Origin of the sequence: Curtobacterium sp. MCBA15_005 (genome assembly GCF_001864855.1) — a bacterium.
In the GTDB taxonomy this organism is placed as follows: Bacteria; Actinomycetota; Actinomycetes; order Actinomycetales; family Microbacteriaceae; genus Curtobacterium; species Curtobacterium flaccumfaciens.
Map to the genome: position 1 here is coordinate 638,051 of NZ_MJGL01000003.1, position 19,952 is coordinate 658,002.

Sequence of the window (19,952 nt, forward strand, 5' to 3'; positions counted from 1 at the left end):
ATGGCGACCGACGACCACGGCTTCGCGACCGAGCAGGTACACGGCGGCTTCGTGCCCGACGCTGGGCACGGCGCCCGGGTCCCCGCGATCCACATGTCCTCCGGGTTCCTGTTCGACGACTTCGACCAGGCCCGTGACCGTTTCGCCGACACCGACGACGGCTACACCTACACGCGCCTCGGCAACCCCACGAACGCCGACGTCGAGCGTCGCGTGGCGCTGCTCGAGCGCGGTGTCCAGGCGATCCTGGTCGGCAGCGGTCAGGCGGCGGCGACCGTGGCGTTCCTCGGCCTGCTGCAGGCCGGCGACCACGTCGTCAGCGCCCGGAGCATCTACGAGGGCACGCGCGGCCTGCTGCTGCAGAACCTCGGCCGGCTCGGCATCGAGGTCGACTTCGTCACCGACGCCCGCGACCTCGACGCCTGGGCCGCCGCTGTCCGACCGAACACGAAGGCGTTCTTCGCCGAGACGATCCCGAACCCGAAGAACGACGTCCTCGACATCACCGGCGTCGCCGAGACCGCACACCGCGCCGGCGTCCCGCTGATCGTCGACAACACCCTCGCCACGCCGTACCTGGTGCGCCCGGTCGAGCACGGCGCGGACATCGTCGTGCACTCGGCGTCGAAGTTCCTGTCCGGCCACGGAGCCGGACTCGGCGGCGTGGTCGTGGACGGCGGCCGGTTCGACTGGACCGCCGCCCCCGAGCGCTGGACGCACCTGACCAGCCCCGAGCGGTCCCTCGGCGGCGAGAGCTACGCCGAGCGGTACGGCAACCGGGCGTTCGCCGTGTTCGCCCGCGACGTCGTCGCCGCACGCATCGGTCCGGCCCCGTCCCCGTTCAACGCGTTCCTGCTCCGCCAGGGCATCGAGACGCTGTCGCTGCGGGTGGAACGCCACTGCGCGAACGCGCTGGCCGTCGCGTCCTGGCTGGACCAGCAGCCGGAGGTGACGAGCGTCGACCACGCGGGCCTGGCCTCCAGTGGGTTCCACGACCTCGCCCAGCGCTACCTGCCCCGTGGAGCCGGGTCCGTCTTCGCCTTCACGCTCGCCGGTGGCGAAGCCGCCGCGCGGGCGTTCATCGACGCCGTGCAGCTGTTCAGCCGGATGACCCACCTGGGTGACGTCCGCTCGCTGATCCTGCACCCGGCCACCACCACGCACGCCGGCCGCACGCCGGAAGAGCGCGCCGAGCAGGGCATCAGCGACGGCCTGATCCGCCTGTCGGTCGGCATCGAGGACGTCGCGGACCTGCTCCGCGACCTGGAACGCGGGTTCGCCGCGGTGCGGTCCGCAGACGCCGCCGTCGGCCTGGAGGCACGTGGAGCGTCGGACGCGCGGCGCACGGCCGCCGGTGGGCCGGCCCTCGACCGGCAGGAGCGCTGAATGATCGAGCTGCAGCACTTCGGGTACTTCTTCTCGCGCGGCTTCGGCCCGCAGGCCTGGGGACGGTCCGACTGGGACTGGGGCCACGACTGGACGAAGCCGGACCTGTACCAGCAGTCCGTCCGGACGCTCGAGCAGGCCGGCATGGACCTGGTCATCGCCGAGGACGCCGTCTCGCTCGGCTCCCCCGCAACCCTCGACCTGCGCATCCGGCAGGCGTACGGCGGCCCGAAGCACGACCCGCTGCTGCTCGCCCCGTACCTGTTCGCAGCGACGTCGCACATCGGCATCGCCCCGACCGTCAACGCGGGCATCACCCCGCCGTACCTGGCGGCACGGCAGTTCGCCACCCTGGCGCACCTGTCCTCGGACCGACTGGGCATCAACGTCGTCACCGACGTCGGCAGCGCACGCCACGCCGGCCTGCCGCCGCTGCCGCACGACCAGGCGTACGACCGCGCCGAGGAGTGGATCACCCTGCTCCGCCGGCTCTGGCACTCGTGGGGCGACGCGTACGTCGGCGCACCGGACTCGTGGCACTTCGCGGACGGCGACGCGCTCGACGCGTTCCACCACGAGGGCACCCACTTCACCGCCGACGGTCCGCTCAACGCCCTGCCGCTGGCGTCGGACCCCGTGGTCGTGTCCCCAGGTGGCTCGGGCCGAGGGCTCGCGTTCGCCGGCACCCACTCGGACGTGCAGCTCGCGCTCGCGCCGCTGTCCGCCGCCGCGGTGACGGACTACCGTGCCCGGGTGACCGCGGCAGCCGAGGCGGCAGGGCGGTCCACCGCGGACCTGCGGATCCTGTTCGTGCTCAAGCCCGTCATCGTGTCCTCACCGGAGGAGGCCGACCGCATCGTCGCGGCGTCCGAGCACCCCACCGACGACGCCCTGCGTGCGGCGGCGATCGCGTGGTCGAGTGACTCGGAGACCGACCTGCTCGCGCTCGACCTGGACGCCCCGGTGCCCGACGGAACCTTCGGTGAGCACGTCTCGGCCGGCACGATCCGCGGGCTGCTCGGGGACACCCCGGACGCACCGCTGCGGGAGCTGCTCGCCCGCAAGGCACGGCAGGGGCGGATCGCGTCACGCTCGGGGTTCGTGGGGACCGCCGACGAGTTCGCGGACTTCATCGAGGAGCTCGGCAGCGACGCCGACAACGACGGGATCATCTTCTCGGGCGACCTGCACCCGGCGCAGATCCACCGGACGTTCGGCGACCTGGTGCCCGTGCTCCGGCGCCGTGGGCTCCTGCGACGGGAGTACGGCGCCGGAGGCATCCGGGCGAACCTGTTCGACTTCTAGCGGGAGCGGCCGCGAGCTACTTCTTCTTCTTGGACTTCTTCTTCGCGTCGTCGTCCTTCTTCGACTTCTTCTTGTCGTCGTCCTTCTTGGACTTCTTCTTGTCGTCGTCCTTCTTGGACTTCGCCTTGCTCGCACCCGTCGGCAGCGGCAGGACGGCCGACACGGCCTCCGGCTCCGCCTGCGAGGCGTCGGCGTCGTCGGACGCAGCCTCGGTCTCCAGCGACTCCACCCCGTCGATCGGCTCGACGACCACGGCCGACCCGGTGTCCAGCTCGACGTCGACCGCGTGCTCCTCGAGCACCGGTGCCAGGGCGTCGGCGACCCGCTCGACCGTCAGGACCGCGTCCGCCTCGGCGAGCCGGAGCAGGGCCTGCGCGGTCCGCACCCGGGTGGTCGCCTTGCGCGCGAGGACGTCCGACCGTGCCCCCTCGAGGAACGTGCGCAGGGCGCGTTCCACGGCGGAGCGTCCGCGCGGGGCGGCGCGGTCGAGTCGATCGAGTTCCCCGGCGACCCCGGAGACGTCGTCGGCGACGTGCTCGTGGCGGACCGACTCGATGAGCGCGGCGATGGCGGCGGCGGCACGTTCGACCCCGGCGGAGCGCTGGTCGAGCACGACGAGCATCTCGACCACCGAGCCGTAGGTGACGGTCTCGAGGCGGACCGGCTCCGCGCCGCGGCCGCGAACGACCAGGCGGGTGTCGGGGTTCGGCAGCCATGCGGCGAGGCCGGCGACCGTGGCGACGGAGCCCACGATCCGCTCGTACTCGCTGAGCACAACTCGTTCCTGCTCCCGCAGACGGACACGGATCGCGATCTCCTGCACCACGTGCTGACCTCTCGTTCGGGTTCGACGCGAGCGTGTTCTGCGCGCCTGCTCCGGAGCGTAGTCCTCGGACGTGGCGGAACAGCGAACGCCCCGGCACTGTCCAGGGGACGGTGCCGGGGCGTTCAGGTGGCGCAGCGTGACAGCGGTTCGTCGTTCGGCGAATGGTGGAGATGGGGGGAATCGAACCCCCGTCCATCGCTGCAATTCGACGTCTTCTACGGGCGTATCCGGATAGTTCGTTCTGCTCGGCCCCGTCCTTTGCTACCGGCTTCTAGGACGACGGGCCCAGTCTCAGTGCAAGTCCCGCACGGCCCTGAGGCGCAACCGTGCAGCAAGTCCTCTGGATGACGTCGGGATCAGGTTAGAAGACGGTCACCTGGCCGACGGACTTCATGTGCTGGGCTGCTTACGCAGCGAGAGCGAAGTCAGTGCGCTTGGAATTGGCACTTGTTGTTTTCCACGGATCGTTTACGAGATAACCGTGGGTCCTCGGCCCGCTTCCCGTCGGCACACAGGCAATGTCGAAACCGATCATCCCCATGCGGGCCGGACGTGCGAGCCGCTGTCACGCTGTTGAGTTGCCAATGCCCCTGTCGGAGCAGTCCCTCAGTCTAGCCGAGGAGATGCGTCAGCGCTACTCGCCGACGCGGTTCCGGGTGCGCATGGCCCGCTCGGCCTCACGCTTGTCGGTCTTCTCGCGCAGCGCCTGGCGCTTGTCGAACTCGCGCTTGCCCTTCGCGACGGCGATCTCGATCTTGGCCCGACCGTCGTGGAAGTAGATCTGCAGCGGCACGAGGGTGTACCCGCCCTGGGCCGTCTTGTGCGAGATCTTCACGATCTGCTGCTTGTGCAGGAGCAGCTTGCGCTTCCGTCGGGGCGAGTGGTTGTTCCACGTGCCCTCGGTGTACTCCGGGATGTGCACGGCGTCGATCCACGCTTCGCCACCGTCGATGTAGGCGTACCCGTCGACCAGGGAAGCCCGACCCATCCGCAGGGACTTCACCTCGGTGCCGGACAGGACCATGCCCGCTTCGTACGTGTCCTCGATGAGGTAGTCGTGCCGGGCGCGACGGTTCGTTGCGACGATCTTCTCCCCGCGTTCCTTCGCCATGACGACTCCTCTCGATGGTGACCGGTGCAGTGCGCTGCGTGGGTGGTTCCGCGCAGCCCTACAGACTACTCAACACGAAGCAGGCGGCGCACCTTCCCGGCGCGCCGCCCGCTCGCGGATGCTGTGCTGCGTCAGACCTTCAGGTACCGGCGGATGGCGATCGACGCCGACGCTGCGGCGAGGAGCACCCCGATCACGATCACCGCGGGGACCACGATGGCCGCATCGCCCATGCCGATGAACGCCGTGCCGGTGAAGCGCTCCGCCAGGAAGTTCCGGACGAAGAACCAGACCACGGCGGTGATCGCGCCACCGGCCAGGACGGCTCCGATGGCGGCGGCGATCACCCCCTCGAGCACGAACGGTGTCTGGATGAACCGGTTTGACGCACCGACGAGCCGCATGATGCCGAGCTCTCGCCGTCGACTGAACGCCGACAGGCGGATCGTCGTCGCGATGAGCAGCACCGCCGCCACGAGCATGAGCGCCGCGATGCCGATCGCCGTGTACGACGAGGCGTTGAGCAGGTTGAAGATCGGCTGCAGGTACCCGCGTTGGTCGACGACGCTCTGCACGCCGGCGACCTTCGACAGGCTCTCGACCAGGACGTCGGCCTGCGACGGGTTCTTCAGGTTCACCCAGAAGGTCTCGTTCAGGTACTCCGGCTTGACGAACTCCGTCGCGGCCGAGTCCTTGAACTGCTCCTTGAACCGGGTGAAGGCCTGGTCCTGGTTCTCGTAGTAGGTCTTCTCGATGTACGGCTTGAGCGTCGACGAGTCGAGCTGCGCCTGGACCTGCTCGCGCTGGTCCGCGGTGGCCTTCGCGCCGGTGCAGTTGCCCGTGGTGTCGGTGTCGGTGCACAGGTAGACGGCGACCTGCGCCCGGTCGTACCAGTACCCCTTCATCTGGTTGATCTGCATCTGGAGCAGGATCGCCGTGCCGACGAAGGTCAGGGAGATGAAGGTCACGAGGACGACGGAGACGACCATCGACGCGTTGCGTCGCAGGCCCGAGCCGACCTCGGACATGACGAGCCCGAGCCTCATCGGATGAGCCCCGGGATCGTCTGGATGCCGGTGGTGTTGGACACGGTGCCTCGCTGGATCGGGACGGCCTGGGTCTGGTAGCCGCCGGACTGCTCGTCGCGCAGGACGGTGCCGTTCGAGAGCTCGATGACCCGCCGCTGCATCTGGTTCACGATGCTGGCGTCGTGCGTCGCCATCAGCACGGTGGTGCCTCCCTGGTTGATGCGTTCGAGGAGCGCCATGATGCCGGCGGACGTGGTGGGGTCCAGGTTTCCGGTGGGCTCGTCGGCCAGCAGGATCGCCGGCTTGTTCACGACGGCGCGGGCGATGGCCACACGCTGCTGCTCACCACCGGAGAGCTCGTGCGGCATGCGGGTGGCCTTGCCGGCGAGCCCGACGAGCTTCAGCACGTCGGTCACGGCCTCACTGATGAAGCCCTTGCTCTTGCCGATGACCTGCAGCGAGAACGCCACGTTGTCGAACACGTTCTTGTTCGGCAGCAGACGGAAGTCCTGGAAGACCACGCCGAGGTTGCGGCGGAAGTACGGGACCTTCCGCGATGCCAGGGACCCGAGGCGCTGCCCGAGCACGTGGATCTGCCCGCTGGTGGGCTTCTCCTCCTTGAGCACGAGGCGCAGGAAGCTGGACTTGCCGGAACCGGACGCGCCCACGAGGAACACGAACTCGCCCTTGAGGATCTCGAGGGTGAGGTTGTCGAGCGCCGGACTCGGGTTGCCCGAGTAGACCTTGGTGACCTGGTCGAATTTGATCATGACCGGATCAGGGTAGGTCGCCGCGCTTGGAAAGCAAGCGAGGCGCGCGGCTCACGAACCCCTACTCGGCGGCGGATTGCTTGCGCCAGCGGATGCCCGCGTTGATGAAGCCGTCCAGATCGCCGTCGAACACGGCTGAGGGGTTGTTCACCTCGTGCTCCGTCCGGAGGTCCTTGACCATCTGGTACGGCGCCAGGACGTAGGAGCGGATCTGGTCGCCCCAGCTGGCCGTGATGTTGCCGGCGAGTTCCTTCTTCTTCGCGTTCTCCTCTTCCTTCTTCAGGAGGAGCAGGCGCGACTGCAGCACGCGCATGGCGGCAGCACGGTTCTGGATCTGCGACTTCTCGTTCTGCATCGAGACGACGGTGCCGGTCGGGATGTGCGTCAGGCGCACCGCGGAGTCGGTCGTGTTGACGGACTGCCCGCCGGGGCCCGACGAGCGGAACACGTCGACGCGGATGTCGTTCTCAGGGATGTCGATGACAGCGGTCTCCGGCATGAGCGGGATGACCTCGACCGCGGCGAAGGACGTCTGGCGCTTGCCGGCGGCACCGAACGGCGACATCCGCACCAGGCGGTGGGTGCCGGCCTCGACCGACAGCGTGCCGAACGCGTGCGGGGCGTCGATCTCGAACGTCGCGGACTTGATGCCCGCTTCCTCGGCGTACGAGGTGTCCATCACGGTGGTCTTGAAGTTGTGCTGCTCGGCGTACCGGAGGTACATGCGGAGGAGCATCTCGGCGAAGTCCGCCGCGTCGACACCGCCCGCACCGGCGCGGATCGTGATGACGGCCGGACGGTCGTCGTACTCGCCGTCGAGGAGCGTCTGCACCTCGAAGTCGCCGATCATCTTCTGGATCGCCTTGAGCTCGGCGAGCGCTTCGTCGGCGGACTCCTGGTCGTCGCCCTCGTTCGCCATCTCGACCAGCACCTCGAGGTCGTCGATGCGCTGCTCGGTGTCGGTGATCTTCTTCAGCTCCGACTGGCGGTGCGAGAGCGCGCTCGTCACCTGCTGCGCGTGGTCGACGTCGTCCCAGAGGTCCTGGGCCCCGGCCTGCTCGCTGAGGTCGGCGATCTCACGCTGCAGGCGGTCGACGTCGACCACCGAGCGGATGTTGCCGAAGGTCTCGCGAAGGGCGGAGAGCTGCTCGGTGAAGTCCAGTTCGACCATGGTCATCGATCCTACCGGCGCGAGTCCGACTCGGCCGACCGGGGTCAGTAGTCGATGTGCTCCGTCCGTGCCGACGACAGGGCACGAGTGGCTGCCTCGGCGATGGCCTGGGCCCTGAGCCCGTCCTCCAGGGAGACCGGCGGCTCGGATCCGGACTCGAGCGACGCGACGAAGGCGGCGAGCGTCGCGGCGTAGGTGGGCTGCACGCGCTCGAACCAGCCGTCGTGGAGTCCGTCCGCGACGATCTGCCCGTCGGTGTAGCGAGCGACGTTCCCGCGGTGGTTCCGCCGCGACTCGACGAGTCCGGACGACCCCATGACCTCGATGCGCTCGTCGTAGCCGTAGCCGGTGCGCCGCACGCTGTCGATCTGCACGAGCGCGCCGGAGGGCATCGTGAGGGTCATGACCGAAGTGTCCACGTCGCCGAACTCGCGGATGGCCGGGTCGACGAGCGCCGCACCCGCGACCGCGACCGTCACCGGGTCCTCGCCGGTGATCCACCGCACGAGGTCGAAGAAGTGCACGGTCTGGTCGCGGAGCTGGCCGCCGGAGACCCGCAGGTAGTCGAGTGGCGGCAGGGACGGGCCGCGGGAGCTGAGCTGGACGAGTTCGACAGCACCGATCTCCCCCGCGGCGACGATGCGTTGCAACTCGGCGTGGTCGCGATCCCACCGCCGGTTGAAGTCGAGCATCGCCGGCACGCCGCTGGCACGCACGTGCTCCACCACCGCGACCGCGTCGGCGTACCCGGCAGCGATGGGTTTCTCGCAGAGCACGGCGATCCCGGCGTCGGCGGCAGCGCGCAGGTGCTGCGCGTGCGTGTCGGTGGAGGAAGCGACGAAGACCGCGTCGACCTGCGCCGCGTCGAACGCCTCGTCCTGGGTGAGCGCCCACGTGCCGTGCCGTGCCGCCAGCGATGCAGCGCGGTCACGGTCGACGTCGTGGATCCCCACGAAGTCGACGTCGGGGTGCGCTGCGAGGGACGCGGCGTGCACGCCGCCGATGAACCCGGCACCGACGAGTGCGAAGCGTTGCGTCATGATCAGCCCACCAGGATCGCGGTCAGGTCGTGCATGGTGCGTGCGACGACGGCGGGATCCTGTTCGTTCGCCCGGTCGGAGAACATCTCGGTGACCCACCATCCGTCGTACCCGGTCGCCTTGATCGCGTCGACCCACTGCTGCAGCGGGATCGCACCGCCCCCGATGACGACGTTCCGGTGGACGGCTTGGTCGGGAACCGTCCGGTCGCGGTCCAGGTCGAACCCGTCCGACAGGTGGACGGCCTTGATGACCGACGCGGGCAGCGCTCGGACCTCGGCCAGCGTGTCCCCGGTCGTCCAGAAGTGCCAGGTGTCGAGTGCGATCCCCACGTTGTCGCGCCCGGCCTCCTCGATGATGTCCAGCGCGTGCCGGCATCGGTTGAGGTGCGCCCAGGCGAGGGGCTCCAGGTAGACCTCGAGCCCGTGATCCGCGGCGATGTCCGCCGCCAGACGGACGTTCGCACCGGTGATGCGGACCGCTGCGTCCTCGTCGAGTCCGAGCGTCGCCCGGTACCGGGTGTCGTCATCGGCCAGTCGGCCAGCGCGGTGGTCACGGACGACCGCGGAATCGACCGGCCCGGTGCACAGCTGCACGATGGGCGCACCGACGGCGGTGGCCACACCGCACATGCGCTCGACCTCCGCGACGAAGTCGTCGCGACCGGCACCTTGACGCTCGATGTCGAGCACGGCACCGAGCCCTGTCACTTCGAGACCCTCGAGCAGCGGCGGCAGTGTCTGGACGTCGTACCCGGCGTCGAGGTACCGGTAGAGCTTCGGGCTCTGCAGCTCGATGCCGCCGTAGCCGGCCTCCTTCGCGAGGCGGACGTCCTGGACGACGTTGCCGTGGAACGTCGTCGTGACGTTCATGGAGATCTTCGGGGGCATCTGCGCTCGCTTCGTTGGACAGCACTGGAACAGTCTGGACCGGTCCAGAATAGGACTAGCCTGCTCTCATGTCGAGACCGAACCACGCTCCGACCATCCGGGACGTCGCCGAGCGCGCCGGGGTCTCGAAGTCGCTGGTCTCGCTCGCGCTCCGCGGCGACCCAGGGGTCAGCGACGCCCGTCGGGCGGCCGTCGAACGAGCAGTCGACGAACTCGGCTACCGACCGAACCGCGCAGCCAGGAGCCTCGGCGAGCAGCGGACGGGCACGGTCGGAGTGCTCCTGAACGACCTGCGGAACCCCTGGTTCGTCGACCTGCTCGCCGGCCTCACCGCGACACTCGACACCGTCGGACTGGCACCCATCCTGGTCGACTCGGCGACCACACGGCGCGTGGGCGGTTCGCCCGTCGACATGCTCCTGCGACAACAGGTGGACGGCATCGTCGTGGTCGGCACCACAGAGGACGACGCCGCCCTCCGTCGGGCGGTCCAGGAGGTGCCGGTGGTCCTCGCTGGGACGTACGAGCCTGACGACCTGCACGCCGACGTGGTCGTGAACGACGACCATGCCGGCGCATCGATCGCGACCGAGCACCTCCTCGCGCTCGGACACACCCGGATCGGTCACCTCGTCGGCCCGGGGCGCGTCGGAGAGCTCCGCGAGCAGGGTTTCCGCGCGACCATGACCCGCCACGGTGCCGACGCCGTCGTGGTGCCGGCCGGCATGAGCGAGGAGAGCGGGTACGCGGCGGCCCGACGAGTCCTGGGCACGGCCGACCGTCCGACCGCGCTCGTGGCCTACAACGACCTCGTCGCCATCGGCGCGTTGTCCGCCGCCGACGACCTCGGCCTCGTCGTCCCGGACGACGTGTCACTCGTCGGGTACGACGACACCTACCTCGGCAGCATCCGGCACATCTCGCTCACCACGGTCGACAACGGGACGTTCGCGATCGGGGCCCAGGCGGCACGGTGGCTCGGTGAACGCGTGCAGGGGCGAGACCCGGAGCCGCGCGTGCACCGAGTGCCGGTGTCACTCGTGGTGCGGCGCACCACGAGCGGTCCGAGACCGACGGACGGCGACCGCTGACGACGGCGTCGCCGACGGTCCGGGGTCCCAGCGCGCCCGCCTGCCCGGCGCGCACCCGGAAGGCCGACCTGGAGGCCCGGCGCAGGTCCGTCCCGCTGGTCACGGGGACGTCGACAGCGGCACCAGGACCGGATCGACCGGGCATCCACTGAGCGCGGGTTCGCGTGAGACGGCGACACGTGTTCCTCGGGGATCACCGCCCGCCCCTCGCTACCCGGGCCTCCGGTGCGACCTGGCGATCGCGTACCGCCGCAGCCGCACGCCCCCGCGGCGCTCGGTCGACAGCAGGACGGCGTCGTAGTGCTCCAACACCCCGATGGAGCCGTCGTTGTCATCGCGGCAGACGGTGATCACCGGGTCGATCCCGACGCGCGAGGCGTGCGCGAGCACCTGGCCCAGCGCCCAGGTCGCCACGCCTCGGCCCCTCGCCGACGGTCGGATCCCGTACCCGACGTGGCCGAACCGCTGCACTCCGGCGGCGTCTCCCGGTGCCCGGAGTGCGATCCCGCCCAGGACGCGTCCGTCCTCGACGATCCACCAGAGCGCCCCGGGTCTGGCGTGCAGTCGGCCGACCCAGGTGCGGAACCCGTCCTCGTCACCGACGGCGTCGTGGGTGGTGATCCCGAACCCGTCCTCGTGCGCGCCCGGCCCCCACTCGGCATGCGCTTCAGCCCACGCCTCGTACAACGCCGTCTGCGGTCTCACCAACTCGAGCATGTCCAAGTATCACAACGATGCGGCTCGGTGGCGATCCCCCGTGAACATCGCGTCGGGCGCTCGGGCTGCGTCGCGAGGCACCGCCGAGTGATCGTCGCGCCCCGGCTGGAACGGGTCTGCTCGCGGCGAGCGCGCGGTCCTGCTCGTCTTCGGTGCAGAGCCCGACCCTGTCCGCGGCTAGTTCCGCCTGCGACGGTCGGATGTCACGACGGCCAGCAGGGCAACGGCGCCCAGACCGATGACGGGGAACGCGCCGACCGTCAGCGTCATCGCCGCCGGGTCGTCGGGGGCGAAAGCGAACCAAGCGACACCGACCAGTGCGATCCCGGCGACCGCGAACGCGGCCCCGATCGCGAGCACGGCGGCTCGGGCTGACCTGCTCATCATGACCGACTCCTTCCGCTTGCGCCGTCACGCTCCGACCGCTCCGTCGTGCATGCTGGAATATTAGCGGCCCGATCACTGCGGGAGTCAACCGTCGGGATCGCGGGCGGCCTACCGCCCGAGCAGCGGCTCCCTCGATGCCATCCCCGCGGCACCAGCCCGTGCGACGGCATCCGGCAGCGCCGCCAGGAACGCGTCGACGTCGGCATCGGTCGTGGTGTGGCCGAGCGTGATCCGGAGCGCACCACGGGCGTCCTGCTCGGACAGCCCCATCGCGAGCAGCACGTGCGACGCCTCGGGCACGCCGGCCTGGCACGCCGACCCGGTCGAGACCGCGACCCCGGCGGCGTCGAGCAGGAACAGGAGCGAATCGCCCTCGCACCCGGGGAACGTGAAGTGCGCGTTGCCCGGCAGCCGGTCGACGGGGTCCCCCATCAGCACCGCCGACGGCACAGCCGCACGCACCCCGGCGATCAGCCGGTCCCGCAGGGCGACGAGCGACGGGTGCGGCATCGGCTCGGCGACGACCGCGCCGGCCGCCACGCCGAAGGCCGCAGCCGCCGGGGCGTCCTGCGTGCCGCTGCGCACCTGCCGCTGCTGCCCACCACCGTGGATGAGGGGCTCGACGGTGGCCTTCCGTCCGAGCACGAGCGCACCGATGCCGACGGGCCCGCCGACCTTGTGCGCGGAGACGCTGAGGGCGTCGAGGCCGGACCCGGCGAACGACACCGGCACCTGCCCGTAGGCGGCGACCGCGTCGCTGTGCACGGGCACGCCGGCGGCGTGCGCGAGCTCGACGATCCGCGACACGGGCTGGATGGTGCCCACCTCGTTGTTCGCCCACAGGAACGTGACCAGGGCGACGTCCGAGGCGTCGGCGAGCCGCGCCTCCAGTCCGGCGAGGTCGACGCGACCCTGCGCGTCCAACGGGACCACGTCGATGACGGCGCCCTCGTGGGTCTCCAGCCAGGTCAGGGTGTCGACGGTGGCGTGGTGCTCGCCACCCGGGACGACGATGCGGGGCCGCTGGCGGTCGCGCTGGCGAGCCCAGAACAGGCCCTTCACGGCGAGGTTGATGCTCTCGGTGCCGCCGGAGGTGAACACGACCTCCACCGGGTCGGCGTCGAGCGACCGGGCGACGGCGGCGCGGCCGTCCTCGAGCAGCATCTTGGCGCGCTGACCGGCGCTGTGGATGGACGACGGGTTGCCGACGGTGCCCAGGGCATCGGTGAAGGCGGCGAGCGCCTCCGGCAGGATCGGCGTCGTCGCGGCGTGGTCGAGGTAGACCGACAAATGCACCCCCTGGATCGAGCAGTGTCCAGGATACGCGCCGGTCCTCGTACCCTTGTCGCGTGCACGAGACAGCGATCGACCTCACGCCGGGGTTCTCCCTGGGCGGGACCGTCCCCCGGTTCACCCTGCGGTCCGCGACGGCGACGGACGTCGTCCTGGTGGTGGCGAGCGCGGGAAGCGCCGACGGGGCCGACGGGGAAGACCGCTCCGACGGCCGACCGACGCGGCACCCGCTCGAGCGTGTGCCGGACACGGACGTGTGGACCGGCGAGGTCCCCGGGATCGTGCCCGGCGACCGCTACCACCTGCTCGTCGACGGGCCGGTCGGGCCGCGGCACGAGTTCGACCCGACGCGTCCGTTGCTCGACCCGTACGCGCGGGGCATCCTGCCGACCGGCGACGGCGAAGCGGTCGGCCCTCGCTGGACCAGCGTGGTAGTCGATGACGCCTTCGACTGGGGCGGCGTCGTGAAGCCGCAGGTCCCGCTCGACCGCGCCGTCGTCTACGAGGCGAACGTCCGCACCCTGACGGCCGCGAACCCGCACCTGCCGGAGCACCTGCGCGGCACGTACGCCGGGGTCGCCCACGAGAGCACCATCGCGCACCTGCACCGCATCGGCGTCACCACGCTCGAGCTGCTGCCCGTGCAGGCGTTCGACACCGAGCGGTGGCTCCGCGACGCCGGCCGGCAGAACGCCTGGGGCTACAACACGCTCGGGTTCTTCGCCCCGCACGCCGCGCACGCCTCGTCGCCGGCGCAGCAGGAGGGCGCCGACGCCGTCCTGCGGGAGTTCAAGGGCATGGTCCGGCTGCTGCACGAGGCCGGCATCCAGGTCGTCCTGGACGTCGTGTACAACCACACCGCAGAAGAAGGACTGGGTGGTCCGACGACGAGCCTGCGTGGCATCGACGGCGCGAACCGCTACCGCTGGGCGCAGACCGACCCGCCCCGCCGGGACACCTACTACGACACCACCGGGTGCGGGAACACGCTCGACACCTCGGTCGAGGCGACGGCGGACCTCATCGTCGACAGCCTGGTGTACTGGGCGCGTGAGGTGCAGGTCGACGGGTTCCGCTTCGACCTGATGGCCGCCCTGGCCCGCGACGGCGAGCACCGGTTCGACCCGTCGCACCCGCTGCTCGAGCGCATCCGGAACCACCCCGACCTGCAGGACACCCTGGTGATCGCCGAGCCGTGGGACGTCGGCCCGGACGGCTGGAAGACCGGGGAGTTCGGCGCGGCCGGCCAGCGCACGAGCGAGTGGAACGACGGGTTCCGCAACACCGTCCGCCAGTTCTGGCTCACCGACATCGCCGAGGAGCGCCGCACCGGCCTGCCGCAGACCGGGATCGGCCGGCTGGCTGAGGCGTTGTCGGGATCGAGGAGTGTCTTCGGCGCCGACCGCGGCCCGCTGGCGAGCGTCAACTTCGTCACCGCGCACGACGGCTTCACCCTGCTCGACCTGGTGTCGTACGACGGCAAGCACAACGAGGCCAACGGCGAGGACAACCGCGACGGCTCGAACGACAACCGCTCGTTCAACCACGGCATCGAGGGTGACACCGCCGACCGCGGGGTCCGCGCCGCGCGGGGTCGGTCGATGCGCAACCTGGTGGCGACCCTGATGCTGTCCGCCGGGGTGCCGATGCTCACCGCGGGCGACGAGCGGAGCCGCACGCAGCACGGCAACAACAACGCCTACGTGGTGTCCGACGACCTGACCCCGGTGGACTGGTCCGACGACGAGGACGCCGAGACGATGACCGAGGCCGTCGCCGCGTTGGCCCGGTTCCGGCAGGCGCACCCGGCCCTCCGCCCCACCCGCTTCGGCGTCGAGGGGCAGGAGACCCCCGGGGCCTCGCGGATGTCCTGGTACGGGCCGGACGGGCACCCGATGACGATCGAGGGCTGGGACCAGCCGGTGCACCGCGCCCTGCAGTACTTCGTCGAGTCGACGCCCGAACACGAGCCCTTCGACCGCGTGCTGGTGGTCGTGCACGGCAGCGGCCGCACCCGCGACCTGACCCTGCCGGTGCGCGAGGACGTCCTCGGGTACCGCCTGGCCTGGTCGAGCGAGAAGCACCGCGACCACGAGCGCCTCCGACCTGCCGGGCAGGTCTTCACCGCCTACGGCCCCGGCATCCACCTGTTCGAGGTGGCGTAACGCCGAGCAGTCGGGTGCGGCCCGGCGTCGCGACCGACCGACGGACGGGAGGCCCGTGGCGGCCCCGCCCCGGGCCTTGCGTCCGGTCCTCAACAGGCTCCACGGCGCGCCCGGCCCTCCACAGCGGGCCGATTCCGGGGAACGCGGAGCCGCCCGCCGGGTAGCGTCGCTTCCGTGGCCACCGCAGACCGACCCCGCCGCCCGAAGATCGGGCGCATCCCGATCACCGAGCTCGCCCCGAGGACGCCGAACGGCTTCCCCGGCAAGGCATTCGACGGCGAGGTGATCACGTTCGGTGCAACCGTCTTCCGAGAAGGACACGGCATCATCGGCGCCGACCTCGTCCTCGAACGCCCAGACGGTGGAACACGCACCGTCCCCATGACCCTCGGTGCCCCCGGCACCGACCGCTACGAAGCCACCGTGCAGGTCGACCACGTCGGCGTCTGGACCTGGCACGTCGAGTCGTACTCCGACGACTGGGCGAGCTGGCTGCACGGCGCACGCCTGAAGATCGCGGCCGGCGTCGACACCGAGGCGACCCTGCTCGACGGTGCCGTGCTGCTCGACCGGCTGGCCGAGGAGACCGACTCCCCCGCCGCCACCCGTGCCGCCGCACGCGTCCGTGACACCGACCTCGACCCGGCCGAACGCCTGGCCGCCGTCGACGACCCGCGCATCGTCGCCGAAGTCGAGGAAGCCCCGCTCACCTCGCTCCGCACCCACTCCGCCACCCAGCTGCTCGACGTCGAACGCACCCGCGCCGGCGTCGGCGCCTGGTACGAGTTCTTCCCCCGCTCCGAAGGCGCGAAGAAGAACCCCGACGGCTCCTGGAAGAGCGGCGACTTCCGCACCGCGGCCCGCCGCCTGCCCGCCGTCGCCCGGATGGGCTTCGACGTCATCTACCTGCCGCCGATCCACCCCATCGGTACCACCGCCCGCAAGGGGCCGAACAACACGCTCACCCCCGGGCCGAACGACCCCGGCAGCCCCTGGGCGATCGGCTCCCCCGAGGGCGGGCACGACGCGATCCACCCCGACCTCGGCACCGAGGACGACTTCCGCGACTTCGTCGAGACGGCGAAGAACACCGGCATGGAAGTCGCGCTCGACTTCGCGCTGCAGTGCTCCCCCGACCACCCCTGGGTCACCCAGCACCCGGAGTGGTTCACGCAGCGCGCCGACGGCTCCATCGCGACCGCCGAGAACCCGCCGAAGCGCTATCAGGACATCTACCCGATCCAGTTCGACACCGACCCCGAGGGCCTGGTCACCGAGGTCGAGCGTGTCCTGCGCCACTGGATCGCCTTCGGCATCCGCATCTTCCGCGTCGACAACCCGCACACAAAGCCGCTCTGGTTCTGGGAACGCGTCATCCGTGAGATCCGCGACGAGCACCCCGACACCGTGTTCCTCGCCGAGGCGTTCACCCGCCCGGCGATGATGCGCGCGCTCGCCGAAGCCGGGTTCCAGCAGTCGTACTCGTACTTCACCTGGCGCAACACCAAGGACGAGATCGAGGACTACTTCACGGAGCTCTCGCACGAGACGAGCGACTACCTGCGCCCGAACCTGTTCGTGAACACCCCCGACATCCTCACCGAGTACCTGCAGTTCGGCGGCCGTGCCGGCTACAAGGTGCGTGCGGCGCTCGCCGCCACCGGTGCACCGACGTGGGGCATGTACGCCGGCTACGAGCTCTTCGAGGACGTCGCCCGACCGGGCTCCGAAGAGAACATCGACAACGAGAAGTACGAGTACAAGCCGCGTGACTTCGCCCTGGCCGAGGCCGAGGGGGCGTCGCTCGCGCCGTACGTCACGATGCTCAACCGCTTCCGTGCGGCGCACCCTGCCCTCCGGCAGCTGCGGAACCTGCACGTGCACGCCGCCGAGGACCCGGCGATCGTCGTCTACTCGAAGCACCTGTCGGGCGAGTACATCCGGTCAGGACGCCCCGACACCGTGATCGTGGTCGCCAACGTCGACCCGCACTCCGCCCGTGAGACCACCGTGCACCTGGACCTCGCCGCACTCGGTCTGCCGACCGAGGGCCTGTTCGACGTCCGTGACGTCGTGACCGGTCAGCGCTGGACCTGGGGCGCGTCGAACTACGTCCGCCTGGATGCGTTCCAGGAGCCCGTGCACCTGCTCGTCGTGGAAGGACCCCACCGATGACCCCCGAACCGACCGACCCCACGAAGCGCGGACCGGCCGTCCCGCCGGTGCCGCCTCCGCCGCCGGCCGTGCCGCGGTACGAACCGAAGGTCTCCGCGCCCGACGAGGACCTGCCCGGCGCCCCGCCGGTGCAGCGCGAGGCTCCCGACCGCGGGGTGGCGGAGTCCGCCACGCTCGCCGGGCACCCCGCCGACCCGACGCACCCGCGGCAGCCGTCCGTCGCAGCCGCCTCGGCGTCCGATGCCCCGACGGCACCGACCGGGGGCGCCGCCCCCGTGGTCCGGCCGGCCTCCGTCGAGGCTCCGGCCGCCCCCACCGTTGCTGCTTCGGCGCAGGCTGCTGCCTCGGCTCCGGCCGCCTCCGGTACGGCCACGGATCCGCGTCCGGCTCCGATCGAGGACTGGCTGCGTCTGCAGGTGGCTGAGGGCCGCTGGTCCCAGCCGCACGACGTCCTCGGCCCGCACCCGGTCGACGGCGGCACCAGCGTCCGCGTCGTCCGGCACCTGGCCCGCGCGGTTCGGATCGTCCGCCCCGACGGCGACGACATCGAGCTCACGCACGAGGGCGACGGCCTCTGGGCCGGCGCCACCGCCGAAACCCTCGGTCGCTACCGCGTCGAGTCGGAGTACGACTACGACGAGTCGACGGACGAGGACGACGCCACGTGGACCACCGACGACGCGTACCGGTTCGCCCCGACGCTCGGCGAGCTCGACCTGCACCTGTTCGGCGAGGGCCGTGACGAGCAGCTCTGGCACCACCTCGGCGCACACGTCCGCACCGTCGACGGGGTCGACGGCGTTGCGTTCGCCGTCTGGGCACCCCGGGCGACCGCCGTCCGCGTGATCGGCGACTTCGAGGGCTGGGAAGGCCGCACCACCGCGATGCGCCGTCTGAGCGACCTCGGCGTCTGGGAACTGTTCTGGCCCGGCGCCGTCGTCGGCCAGCGCTACAAGTTCCAGATCCTCACCGACTCCGGCTGGGTGGAGCGTGCCGACCCGTTCGCCCGCGAAGCCGAGATCGCCCCGGCGACGGCCTCCGTCGTCACCGAGTCCACGTACACGTGGTCCGAGGGCGACGCCGCGTGGATGGAGCGCCGCGCGCAGACCACCACCCACGACGCCCCGATGAGCGTGTACGAGGTGCACCTCGGCTCGTGGCGCCCCGGCCTGTCGTACCGCGAGGTCGCCGACCAGCTCATCGGGCACATGGAGTACACCGGCTTCACCCACGTGGAGTTCCTGCCGCTCGCCGAGCACCCCTTCGGCGGCTCGTGGGGCTACCAGGTCACCGGGTACTACGCACCGACCGCGCGCTTCGGTTCGCCCGACGACCTGCGCTACCTGATCGACCGGCTGCACTCCGCGGGCATCGGCGTGATCATGGACTGGGTTCCCGGGCACTTCCCGAAGGACGAGTGGGCCCTCGGGCGCTTCGACGGCTACGCGCTGTTCGAACACCCGGACCCTCGCCGCGGCGAGCAGCTCGACTGGGGCACCTACGTGTTCGACTTCGGACAGCCGCAGGTGCGCAACTTCCTGGTCGCGAACGCGCTGTACTGGTTCGAGGAGTTCCACATCGACGGCCTGCGGGTCGACGCGGTGGCCTCGATGCTGTACCTCGACTACTCCCGCACCGACTGGCTGCCGAACATCCACGGCGGCCGCGAGAACCTCGACGCGATCTCGTTCCTGCAGGAGACGAACGCGACGGCGTACAAGCGCTACCCCGGCATCGTGATGATCGCGGAGGAGAGCACCTCGTGGCCGGGCGTGACCCAGCCGACGAGCGCCGGTGGGCTCGGCTTCGGGCAGAAGTGGAACATGGGCTGGATGCACGACTCGCTCGAGTTCGTGCAGCGCGACCCCGCGTACCGCAGCTACCACCACGACGAGATCACGTTCTCGTTCGTCTACGCGTTCAGCGAGCAGTTCACGCTGCCGATCAGCCACGACGAGGTCGTGCACGGCAAGGGCTCCCTGTACGGCAAGATGCCCGGTGACGAGTGGCAGAAGCTCGCCAACGTACGTGCCTACCTGGCGTTCATGTGGGCGCACCCCGGCAAGCAGCTGCTCTTCATGGGCCAGGAGTTCGCGCAGCCCGCCGAGTGGTCCGAGGCGAAGGGCCTCGACTGGTGGCTCCTCGACCAGCCCGGTCACCGCGGCGTGCAGGACCTCGTCGCGGAGCTCAACCGCGTGTACAAGGACTCCCCGGCGCTCTGGACGCACGACTCGACGGCCGACGGCTTCGAGTGGCTCGAGGGCGGTGACGCACCGCACTCGACCCTCGGGTTCCTGCGGAAGGACGGCGACGACCGGGTCGCGGTGTTCGTGAACTTCTCCGGCGTGCCGGTGGAGCGTCGCTTCGGGCTGCCGACCGCTGGCGAGTGGCACGAGGTGCTCAACACCGACGCGGCCGAGTACGGCGGCTCCGGAGTCGGCAACCTCGGCGTCGTCACCGCCGAGGACACCCCGTGGGCGGGCCGCCCGGCCTCAGCGCACCTCGTGGTCCCGCCGCTCGGTGCCGTCTGGCTGAAGCTGGCCCAGTAGCCCGGCCAGCGTCCGCGACGCGACCGACCGACAGACGGGAGGCCCGGT

The 19,952-nt window shown here is 70.7% G+C and carries 16 protein-coding genes and 1 other RNA gene; 6 read left to right on the top strand and 11 right to left on the bottom strand.

The genetic code is table 11. From position 1 onward, the window contains the following. The gene (locus BIU89_RS04125; protein ID WP_071244837.1) at positions 1-1,386 is read left to right on the top strand and encodes an O-acetylhomoserine aminocarboxypropyltransferase/cysteine synthase family protein; all 1,386 of its coding nucleotides are present in this window, start codon (positions 1-3) and stop codon (positions 1,384-1,386) included. Next, complete coding sequence (locus BIU89_RS04130) at positions 1,387-2,691, top strand: LLM class flavin-dependent oxidoreductase (RefSeq protein ID WP_071244838.1); 1,305 nt, start codon at positions 1,387-1,389, stop codon at positions 2,689-2,691. 16 nt (positions 2,692-2,707) lie between these two features. Here the strand turns inward: BIU89_RS04130 and BIU89_RS04135 are convergent, their stop codons facing one another. The 8 genes from BIU89_RS04135 to BIU89_RS04170 all read right to left on the bottom strand — a co-directional run bounded on the left by BIU89_RS04135 (position 2,708) and on the right by BIU89_RS04170 (position 9,527). Next, positions 2,708-3,517, bottom strand: coding sequence for a hypothetical protein (locus BIU89_RS04135; protein WP_071244839.1), 810 nt, complete (start codon positions 3,515-3,517; stop codon positions 2,708-2,710). A 162-nt stretch (positions 3,518-3,679) separates the two neighbouring features. After that, positions 3,680-4,056, bottom strand: a transfer-messenger RNA (tmRNA) gene (gene ssrA / locus BIU89_RS04140). Positions 4,057-4,151: 95 nt separating this feature from the next. Next, entirely contained in the window at positions 4,152-4,628 is a 477-nt protein-coding gene (smpB, locus tag BIU89_RS04145) for an SsrA-binding protein SmpB (RefSeq protein ID WP_027465851.1), read from the bottom strand. 131 nt (positions 4,629-4,759) lie between these two features. Next, positions 4,760-5,674, bottom strand: coding sequence for a permease-like cell division protein FtsX (gene ftsX / locus BIU89_RS04150; protein ID WP_027465852.1), 915 nt, complete (start codon positions 5,672-5,674; stop codon positions 4,760-4,762). Next, positions 5,671-6,426: a cell division ATP-binding protein FtsE gene (gene ftsE / locus BIU89_RS04155; protein WP_017888215.1), complete on the bottom strand. Its 756-nt coding sequence runs from the start codon at positions 6,424-6,426 to the stop codon at positions 5,671-5,673. The genes ftsX and ftsE overlap by 4 nt, the downstream gene beginning before the upstream one ends. Before the next feature lie 61 nt (positions 6,427-6,487). After that, positions 6,488-7,597 (bottom strand): peptide chain release factor 2, encoded by a 1,110-nt coding sequence (prfB, locus tag BIU89_RS04160; protein ID WP_071244840.1) that lies wholly within the window; start codon positions 7,595-7,597, stop codon positions 6,488-6,490. Between the two features lie 44 nt (positions 7,598-7,641). Continuing rightward, complete coding sequence (locus BIU89_RS04165) at positions 7,642-8,637, bottom strand: Gfo/Idh/MocA family protein (RefSeq protein WP_071244841.1); 996 nt, start codon at positions 8,635-8,637, stop codon at positions 7,642-7,644. Positions 8,638-8,639: 2 nt separating this feature from the next. Continuing rightward, complete coding sequence (locus BIU89_RS04170; RefSeq protein ID WP_071244842.1) at positions 8,640-9,527, bottom strand: sugar phosphate isomerase/epimerase family protein; 888 nt, start codon at positions 9,525-9,527, stop codon at positions 8,640-8,642. 68 nt (positions 9,528-9,595) lie between these two features. Between BIU89_RS04170 and BIU89_RS04175 the strand changes: the two genes are divergently transcribed. Then, on the top strand, positions 9,596-10,618 hold the full coding sequence (locus BIU89_RS04175) for a LacI family DNA-binding transcriptional regulator (protein ID WP_071244843.1): 1,023 nt from the start codon (positions 9,596-9,598) through the stop codon (positions 10,616-10,618). A 210-nt stretch (positions 10,619-10,828) separates the two neighbouring features. Here the strand turns inward: BIU89_RS04175 and BIU89_RS04180 are convergent, their stop codons facing one another. The 3 genes from BIU89_RS04180 to BIU89_RS04190 all read right to left on the bottom strand — a co-directional run bounded on the left by BIU89_RS04180 (position 10,829) and on the right by BIU89_RS04190 (position 13,012). Next, entirely contained in the window at positions 10,829-11,323 is a 495-nt protein-coding gene (locus BIU89_RS04180) for a GNAT family N-acetyltransferase (protein WP_196783329.1), read from the bottom strand. Positions 11,324-11,512: 189 nt separating this feature from the next. Then, on the bottom strand, positions 11,513-11,722 hold the full coding sequence (locus BIU89_RS04185; RefSeq protein WP_138803657.1) for a hypothetical protein: 210 nt from the start codon (positions 11,720-11,722) through the stop codon (positions 11,513-11,515). Between the two features lie 108 nt (positions 11,723-11,830). Then, a complete protein-coding gene (locus tag BIU89_RS04190; protein ID WP_071244846.1) occupies positions 11,831-13,012 on the bottom strand; it encodes a cysteine desulfurase family protein in 1,182 nt (393 codons plus the stop codon). Between the two features lie 59 nt (positions 13,013-13,071). Here BIU89_RS04190 and BIU89_RS04195 point away from each other — a divergent pair, with 59 nt between their 5' ends. From BIU89_RS04195 to glgB, 3 genes are all read left to right on the top strand, one after another. Continuing rightward, complete coding sequence (locus tag BIU89_RS04195; RefSeq protein ID WP_071244847.1) at positions 13,072-15,180, top strand: glycogen debranching protein; 2,109 nt, start codon at positions 13,072-13,074, stop codon at positions 15,178-15,180. 174 nt (positions 15,181-15,354) lie between these two features. Further along, entirely contained in the window at positions 15,355-17,355 is a 2,001-nt protein-coding gene (locus BIU89_RS04200; RefSeq protein ID WP_027465863.1) for an alpha-1,4-glucan--maltose-1-phosphate maltosyltransferase, read from the top strand. Continuing rightward, positions 17,352-19,904, top strand: coding sequence for a 1,4-alpha-glucan branching protein GlgB (gene glgB / locus BIU89_RS04205; protein WP_139178780.1), 2,553 nt, complete (start codon positions 17,352-17,354; stop codon positions 19,902-19,904). Before BIU89_RS04200 ends, glgB begins: the two co-directional genes overlap by 4 nt. Positions 19,905-19,952: the final 48 nt, after the last annotated feature.

What these genes read in the sequence shown, in the direction of transcription:
- smpB (WP_027465851.1), bottom strand. Translation starts at nt 4,628, where the DNA reads ATGGCGAAGGAACGCGGGGAGAAGATCGTCGCAACGAACCGTCGCGCC.
- ftsE (WP_017888215.1), bottom strand. Translation starts at nt 6,426, where the DNA reads ATGATCAAATTCGACCAGGTCACCAAGGTCTACTCGGGCAACCCGAGT.
- BIU89_RS04130 (WP_071244838.1), top strand. Translation starts at nt 1,387, where the DNA reads ATGATCGAGCTGCAGCACTTCGGGTACTTCTTCTCGCGCGGCTTCGGC.
- prfB (WP_071244840.1), bottom strand. Translation starts at nt 7,597, where the DNA reads ATGGTCGAACTGGACTTCACCGAGCAGCTCTCCGCCCTTCGCGAGACC.
- BIU89_RS04165 (WP_071244841.1), bottom strand. Translation starts at nt 8,637, where the DNA reads ATGACGCAACGCTTCGCACTCGTCGGTGCCGGGTTCATCGGCGGCGTG.
- BIU89_RS04175 (WP_071244843.1), top strand. Translation starts at nt 9,596, where the DNA reads ATGTCGAGACCGAACCACGCTCCGACCATCCGGGACGTCGCCGAGCGC.
- BIU89_RS04185 (WP_138803657.1), bottom strand. Translation starts at nt 11,722, where the DNA reads ATGATGAGCAGGTCAGCCCGAGCCGCCGTGCTCGCGATCGGGGCCGCG.
- BIU89_RS04125 (WP_071244837.1), top strand. Translation starts at nt 1, where the DNA reads ATGGCGACCGACGACCACGGCTTCGCGACCGAGCAGGTACACGGCGGC.
- ftsX (WP_027465852.1), bottom strand. Translation starts at nt 5,674, where the DNA reads ATGAGGCTCGGGCTCGTCATGTCCGAGGTCGGCTCGGGCCTGCGACGC.
- glgB (WP_139178780.1), top strand. Translation starts at nt 17,352, where the DNA reads ATGACCCCCGAACCGACCGACCCCACGAAGCGCGGACCGGCCGTCCCG.
- BIU89_RS04170 (WP_071244842.1), bottom strand. Translation starts at nt 9,527, where the DNA reads ATGCCCCCGAAGATCTCCATGAACGTCACGACGACGTTCCACGGCAAC.